This is a genomic window from Kitasatospora sp. NPDC127116, assembly GCF_042677365.1.
GTDB classification, from domain to species: Bacteria; Actinomycetota; Actinomycetes; order Streptomycetales; family Streptomycetaceae; genus Kitasatospora; species Kitasatospora lactacystinica.
Genome location: NZ_JBHXTL010000289.1, coordinates 1 through 2,115 on the forward strand (window position 1 = coordinate 1; position 2,115 = coordinate 2,115).

Consider the following 2,115-nt stretch of genomic DNA (forward strand, 5'->3'; position numbering starts at 1 on the left):
GCCCCCCGCCCCGGGGGCCGCCCCCTCCGGGGGGGGGGGGGGGGGGGGTCCCCCCGGCCCCCCCCCCCGCCGTTTCGCCGTCAGACCGGGATTCCGGCCTTGACCACCCGCTTCGGGTGGAGGTCGGGGCGGGTGAGCACGGCGAGGTCGGCGAGCGGGTCGCCGTCCAGGACGAGCAGGTCGGCGTGGGCGCCCGGGGCGAGGGTGCCGATCTCCCCCGCCAGGCCGAGCAGCCGGGCCGCCGTGGTGGTCGCCGAGCGCAGCACGTCCGCGACCGGCTGGACCTGGGCGCGCAGGGTGAACTCCTCCAGTTGGGCCGGGTGCAGCGGGCCGAGCAGGTCGCTGCCGTAGACGAGGTTGACGCCCGCGCGGTGGGCGCGCTCCAGCGCTTCAAGGCCCCGGTCGCGGACCTCGGCGAGCTTGCCCAGGGAGGCGGGCGGCAGGCCGGAGGCGGCGCCGGCCCGGGCGGTCTGCTCGTAGGCGACCAGGGTGGGCACCAGGAAGGCGTCCTTCTCCAGCAGCAGGGCGACCGTGCCGTCGTCCAGCAGGTTCCCGTGCTCGACGCAGCGCACGCCGGCCCGCAGGGCGCGGTCGATCGCCCGCGGGTGGTAGGCGTGCACGGTGACGTAGCGGTTGTGGTTCTCGGCCTCCTCGACGGCCGCGCGGATCTCCTCCTCGCTGTACTGGACGGCGCCGATCTCGTCGTGCGGGGAGGCGACGCCGCCGGAGAGCAGCACCTTGAGGTGGCGGGCGCCCTTGCGGAACTCGTCCCGGGCGGCGGTCCGCACCGCGTCCACTCCGTCGGCGATCCGGCCGAAGTGCGGGCGGGATTCGCAGCAGGGCAGGGAGTCGTCGCCGAGCGGGCGCAGGTCGCCGTGGCCGCCGGTCTGGGAGAGCGCCTTGCCGCCGTGCAGCAGCCGCGGGCCGGGCACCAGGCCCTCCGCGAGGGCGCGGGCCATCCCGTGGTCGGCGCCGCCGACGTCGCGGACGGTGGTGAAGCCGCGGCGCAGCATGCGTTCGGCCTCGGCGAGGGCGCGCACGGTGGCGTAGCCGGGGGTCCAGTTGGTGAAGTCGTGCAGGTCGAGCGAGGTGACCAGCAGGTGGACGTGGGCGTCGATCAGGCCGGGCAGGACGGTGCCGCCGGCGGCGTCGAGGACCCGGACGTCCTCCGCGGCGGTGGGCGGGCGGCCGGTGCCGGTGGCCGCGATCCGGCCGTCGGCGGCCTCCAGCCAGCCGAGGTCGGTGCGGGTGCCGTCCTCGGGGTGGAGCAGGTGGGCGTTGGTGATCAGCAGGCGGCTCATGCGCCCACCTCGCCGCGCCCGGCGGGGGCACTCGCCCACGCGCACTTCTCGGCGGTTCGTTCGCTTCGCTCGCTCACGATGATGGCCCTCGTTTCAGTACGGCTCGTATTGAATACGACTCGTACTGAATACACCATGTATCGTGCTGCTGTGAAACCGCCCCCCGCCGATACCGCCCCCCGACCACCCAGACGCCGCGTCCACACCCGGGCCCGGCTGCTCGCCGCCGCACGCGAGCTGTTCCTCTCCGTCGGCTTCGCCCGGACGAGCATCGAGGACGTCTGCGCCGCCGCCGGCTACACCCGAGGCGCCTTCTACTCGAACTTCGGCGGCAAGGAGGAGCTGCTGCTGGCGCTCTTCGACGACCAGGCCGCTCGGCGGATGGCCGAACTGGCCGAACTGGCCGCCGCCTGCGAGGCGCTGGCGCCCCGGGAGCGGGCGCGGCGGCTGGTCGAGGCGCTGCTGCGGGTCGAGCCGACGGAGTCCGGGTGGATCCTGCTGTTCCTGGAGTTCCGGCTGGTCGCGGCCCGGACGGCGGCACTGGCCGAGCAGGTCGCCGCGCACGACCGGGCGGTCGCGCGGGCGCTGGCCGAGGTCCTGGAGCGGGCGCTGCCGGAGCTGGTGCCCCCGGGCGCGAGCGCCGACCAGGCCGCGACGGTGGTCCTGGCGGCGCGGGAGGGACTGCTGGCCCGGACGGCGGCGGGCGGCGCGGTCGCGGAGGACCTGCTGACGGCGACGGCGGCGGTGCTGTCGGGGCTGCTGGACGGGTCGGACCGATGAAACGCCGAGGGGCGGCACCCGTACGGTCACGGGT

At 76.0% G+C, this 2,115-nt stretch carries 2 protein-coding genes; one reads left to right on the plus strand and one right to left on the minus strand.

Annotation, left to right across the window (positions count from 1 at the left end; translation table 11 throughout):
* Nucleotides 1-80: 80 nt before the first annotated feature.
* Nucleotides 81-1,301: an amidohydrolase family protein gene (locus ACFVHV_RS43695; protein WP_359911130.1), complete on the minus strand. Its 1,221-nt coding sequence runs from the start codon at nucleotides 1,299-1,301 to the stop codon at nucleotides 81-83.
* Nucleotides 1,302-1,451: 150 nt separating this feature from the next.
* Between ACFVHV_RS43695 and ACFVHV_RS43700 the strand changes: the two genes are divergently transcribed.
* Nucleotides 1,452-2,081: a TetR/AcrR family transcriptional regulator gene (locus tag ACFVHV_RS43700; protein WP_359911128.1), complete on the plus strand. Its 630-nt coding sequence runs from the start codon at nucleotides 1,452-1,454 to the stop codon at nucleotides 2,079-2,081.
* Nucleotides 2,082-2,115 lie beyond the last annotated feature (34 nt).